General features: G+C 77.6%; 5 protein-coding genes. 2 read left to right on the forward strand and 3 right to left on the reverse strand.

Features of this window, described 5'->3' with window-relative positions:
- Together ACFU7Z_RS37155 and ACFU7Z_RS37160 are read left to right on the forward strand one after the other, a co-directional pair.
- The coding region (locus ACFU7Z_RS37155) for an ABC transporter permease subunit (RefSeq protein ID WP_380782503.1) at positions 1-353 on the forward strand (353 nt) is incomplete at its 5' end.
- A gap of 11 nt (positions 354-364) precedes the next feature.
- Positions 365-1,858 (forward strand): ABC transporter ATP-binding protein, encoded by a 1,494-nt coding sequence (locus ACFU7Z_RS37160; protein WP_380782505.1) that lies wholly within the window; start codon positions 365-367, stop codon positions 1,856-1,858.
- A gap of 48 nt (positions 1,859-1,906) precedes the next feature.
- Here the strand turns inward: ACFU7Z_RS37160 and ACFU7Z_RS37165 are convergent, their stop codons facing one another.
- The 3 genes from ACFU7Z_RS37165 to ACFU7Z_RS37175 all read right to left on the reverse strand — a co-directional run bounded on the left by ACFU7Z_RS37165 (position 1,907) and on the right by ACFU7Z_RS37175 (position 4,063).
- Positions 1,907-2,488 carry a MarR family winged helix-turn-helix transcriptional regulator gene (locus ACFU7Z_RS37165; protein ID WP_380782507.1) on the reverse strand — a complete coding sequence of 194 codons (582 nt, stop codon included), beginning with the start codon at positions 2,486-2,488 and terminating at the stop codon, positions 1,907-1,909.
- Positions 2,489-2,696: 208 nt separating this feature from the next.
- Complete coding sequence (locus tag ACFU7Z_RS37170) at positions 2,697-3,644, reverse strand: M48 family metalloprotease (RefSeq protein WP_380782509.1); 948 nt, start codon at positions 3,642-3,644, stop codon at positions 2,697-2,699.
- Positions 3,641-4,063, reverse strand: coding sequence for a BlaI/MecI/CopY family transcriptional regulator (locus ACFU7Z_RS37175; protein ID WP_380744587.1), 423 nt, complete (start codon positions 4,061-4,063; stop codon positions 3,641-3,643). The genes ACFU7Z_RS37170 and ACFU7Z_RS37175 overlap by 4 nt, the downstream gene beginning before the upstream one ends.
- Positions 4,064-4,228 lie beyond the last annotated feature (165 nt).

Genomic DNA, 4,228 nt, shown 5'->3' on the forward strand with positions numbered 1-4,228 from the left:
CCCCCATCGCCGCCACCGGCTACATCGAGGCGGCGGCCGCGGGCGGCGAACGGCTGGGGCACCTGATGCTCCGCGAGGTCCTGCCCAACCTGCGCTCCACCCTGCTGGCGCTGTTCGGCCTGCGCTTCGTCGAAGGCGTCTACATCGTCTCCGTCGCCGCGTTCCTCCAGCTCGGCCCCCAACCACCCGAGGCCGACTGGGCGCTGATGATCCGCGAGAACGCGGCGGGCATCACCCTCAACCCCTGGGCCGTCGGCGCGCCCTGCCTGGCCATCGGCCTGCTCGCCATCAGCGTCAACCTCGCCGCCGAAGCCCTCGCCCCCGCCCGGCCCACCCCGGAGACCCCGCTGTGAGCACCCCCGCTGTGAGCAACCCCGTTGTGAGCGCCCCCGACCCCGCCGCCCGCGCCACCGGCCTGACCGTCATGCTCGGGGACACGCCCCTGCTCACCGACGCCGACCTCGCCCTCGTCCCGGGCCGGGTCCACGCCATCACCGGCCCCTCCGGCGCCGGCAAGACCACCCTGCTGCGCGCCCTCGTCGGCGCCCTCCCGCCCGGCGCCCGCGTCAGCGCCGGCGGCGTCGACGTCCTCGGCCAGGACATCCTCGCCCTGCCGCCCGAGGAACTGCGCCGCCTCCGCCGCCACCGGCTCGCCTTCGTCGGCCAGGACCCGGGCTCCGGCCTCAACCCGCGGATGCGCGTCGAGCGCCTCGTCACCGAGACCGCCGCCGACCGCCGCCGCACCTCCGTACCCGAACTGCTGCGCACCGTCCGGCTGCCCGCCGACGAGCGCCTCGAACACCGCCGCACCGCGGGGCTGTCCGGCGGCCAGCAGCGCCGGGTCGCCCTCGCCCGGGCCCTCGCCCGGCGGCCGGAGATCCTCCTGCTCGACGAACCCACCGCGGGCCTCGACGCCGCCCTGCGCGACGACATCGCCGAGCTGCTGCGCTCCATCGCCGAGCGCGACGGCATCGCCATCGCCTTCACCAGCCACGACCCCGACTTCGTCGCCCGCTGCGCCGACGACGCCCTCGCCCTGTGGCCCGCGCAGGCCCCGCCGTCCGCGCCGTCCGCGCTGGCCGCGCCGGCCCGCCCGGCGACGGTGGTGGCCGAGAGCGGGCCCCGGCCTGCCGAGGGCGGCGGCCCCGTGCTGAGCGTGCGGGCACTCGGCGCCCACACGGGCAGCGGCCGCACCCGGCGCACCGTCCTCGCGGACGTCGACCTCGACCTGACCCCGGGCACCCTCACCGGAATTGTCGGCCCGTCAGGCTGCGGCAAGACCACCCTGGTCCGCACCCTCGCCGGACTCCACACGCCCGACACCGGCACCCTCACGCTCCACGACCAGCCGCTGGCCGCCTCCTACCGGCGCCGCACTCGCGACCAGCGCCGCCGCATCCAGCTCGTCCCGCAGAACCCCCTCGGCGCCCTCAACCCCGCCCGCACCGTCGGCGCCACCCTCACCCGGCCGCTGAAGCTGCACTTCGCCCTGCCCGCCGCCCGGTGCGAGGAGCGCGTCGCCGAACTGCTCGACGCCGTCGGGTTGCCCGCGCACTACGCGGCCCGCCACCCCCACGAGCTCTCCGGCGGGCAGCGCCAGCGGGTCTCGCTGGCCCGCGCCCTGGCCGCCGAACCCGACGTGCTGCTCTGCGACGAGGTCACCTCCGCCCTCGACACCGACACCGCCGCCGCGCTCATGGACCTCCTCGACGGCCTGCGCACCGGCCGGGGCCTGGCGGTCGTCCTGGTCAGCCACGACCGTCCCCTGGTCACCGGCCGCGCCGACCACGTCCTGCCGCTCGGGGGGCCGTTGTCCGCACCGTCCGTGACCAAACAGCCCGCGGGCAGCGTGCGCTGACCCGGCGCCGCACCGGCTACGGGAGCCCCGCCGGTCGCGGCGCCGTGCTCACCGGCCGGGCGCGGCCCTGTCCGGGCGCGCGGCCGCACCGGCGGCGGCGTCCTGCTCGACGACCCACCTCCGGCGCTGTCCGCCGGTCAGCACCCAGCGGGGGCCCGGCCGCGCGGGCGTACGGCGTCCCGCGCCGCGGCCGGCCGCCGCGCACACCCGCCGCAGCAGGGAGTTGAGCTCGGCGCGCTGGCCCTTCGTCAACGGGGCGAGCAGGTCCTCCTGGACGGCGGAGGCGTCCTCGTGCAGCACGTCCAGCGCCGCCTGTCCGGCCGGGGTGATCGTCAGCACTTCCTGCCGTCCGCCGATGTGGACGACCATGGAGTGCACCAGGCCCGCCGACAGCAGGTCGTCCAGCGCCTGGTCGGCGTCGGTCCCGGTCACGGCGGCGCGCTCGACGAGGTCGTGGCGCCCGTGCGGCCCCAGCTGGGCGAGCGCGGACAGCAGCGTCTGGTGGGCGCGGCCCATCCCGCGCGAGTCGAGGCGGTCGGCCAGCAGGCGGTCGGCCGCCCGGCCGGCCGTCGACAGGAGGTAGACGGTCTGTTCGAAGGGGCTCGTCGACCCCGTCCTCCCGTCGTACACAGCAGGTCCAATCGTCCGGGAAGGCCGCCGTGTTCTCGGGCCGGGGGCCACAGGGGTGGCATCCGCACGGGAGCGCCGGGCCCCGGGACCGGGTGGACACGGTCCCCGACGGACGGCTGACCGTCGACGGACGACGGCGGCACGGCCCGCGCGCGCAAGCCGAGGCTCACCATACCCGGGCCCGAACAGTTGGTCTACATCGATGTCGTCAAACGGCGCCGTGCGCCAGCAGGGCCCGGGCCGCGTACTCGACGTACTCGTGCAGCCCGTAGGCCAGGCCCACGCCGAGCAGGGCCGCGACCGCGACGGCCGCGAGCAGGGCGACGGCGGCCCGCGCCCGCTGCCCGGTCGGCCGGGCGGGCGCGGGGCCCAGGAGCGCCTGGACGCGCTGGGGCACCGGACCGGAGCTCACCGACAGCAGCGGGCCCGTGGCGTGGCGGACGGACGGCGACCCGGCCAGGGCCGCCCGGGCGATGGCCGTCGCGGCGGTACGCCGGTCGGCGACCGCGCGGGCGGCCTGCTCGTCGGCCCACCGCTCCAGGTGGAAGTCGAGGTCGGCCCGCAGCCGGCCCAGCGCCGGGTGGACGGCGGCGGCGAGGTCCGCCGCGGCCGAGAGCAGGTGGTGGCGCCCGCGCAGGTGGGCGCGCTCGTGGGCGAGCAGCACCGCCCGCTCCGTCGGCCCCAGCGCGCGGAGCATGCCGGCCGAGACGACGACCCGGCCGGGACGCCCCCGGTGGGCGGGCAGGGCGAAGGCCTCCGCCTCCTCGCCCGCCACCACGAGCAGGTCGCCGTCGCTGGTCGCGCCGCCGGTCAACTCCCAGGCGCGGGCCAGCAGCGCGCGCTGCCTCCGCCACCGCCGCCCCAGCCGTACGGCCTGGACGGCCAGCAGCACCCCGGCGGCGCCGGACACCGGCACCACGGCGGGCCACCGGGCGAGGACGCGGGACAGCGGCAGGTGCTCCAGACCCGCCAGGAACGGGACGTGGAACAGGCCGACGAGGGCCGCGGCGGTGCCGCCCGCCAGCAGGACGGCCGCGCCGGCGAGGGTGAACGAGGCCCCGCGCGGCGGCAGCAGGACGGCCAGGCGGCGGGCCGCCGGCACCGCGGCCCAGGGGACCAGCAGCGCCAGGGCGACGAGCACCAGGACCAGGGTCATGCGCGGTCCTCGGGTTCGGCGGCGGCTCCAGCAGTGGCCTCGGCCTCGGGGCGGGTGTCGAGGAGCAGGCGGCGCAGGACGTCCTCGTCGTCCTCGGACAGCGAGGAGACGAACCGCTTCAGCACCAGGTCGCGCTGGGGCTCCTTCTCCAGCTCCCGGCGCATCCGCCCGGCGGCCAGTCCGGCGGCGTCCTCCACGGGGGCGTAGGCGAAGGACCGCCCGGGGCGGGAGCGGACCAGGGTGCCCTTCTCGTGCAGGCGGGTGAGGATCGTCGCCACGGTGGTGCGGGCCAGCCCCTGGTTCAGGGTCTCCTTGACCTGCTGGGCGGTCAGCGGCTCCCCGGCCGCCCACAGCACCGCCAGCACGTCCGCGACCAGCTCCCCGTGCGGACGTCTGGCGTCCCGACCGCCACCCAGCATCTCCACTCCCGTTCTCGCAGCTCTCCGGCAGGCACACCGGAGCGGGCCGCGCGCGTCGGGATGTGAGGTCCGTACCGCCGCCGCCCGCGCCGAGGGCGAAGCGCCCTCGATATTAGGTGTGCCTAAGCTAACTTTACGGGCCGCTGTCACCGCGCTGCCCGGGGG

Origin of the sequence: Kitasatospora sp. NPDC057518 (assembly GCF_042802075.1) — a bacterium.
GTDB lineage: Bacteria > Actinomycetota > Actinomycetes > Streptomycetales > Streptomycetaceae > Kitasatospora.

Coding starts and splice junctions, on each gene's coding strand:
- ACFU7Z_RS37170 (WP_380782509.1), bottom strand. CDS start 3,644: ATGACCCTGGTCCTGGTGCTCGTCGCCCTGGCGCTGCTGGTCCCCTGG.
- ACFU7Z_RS37175 (WP_380744587.1), bottom strand. CDS start 4,063: ATGCTGGGTGGCGGTCGGGACGCCAGACGTCCGCACGGGGAGCTGGTC.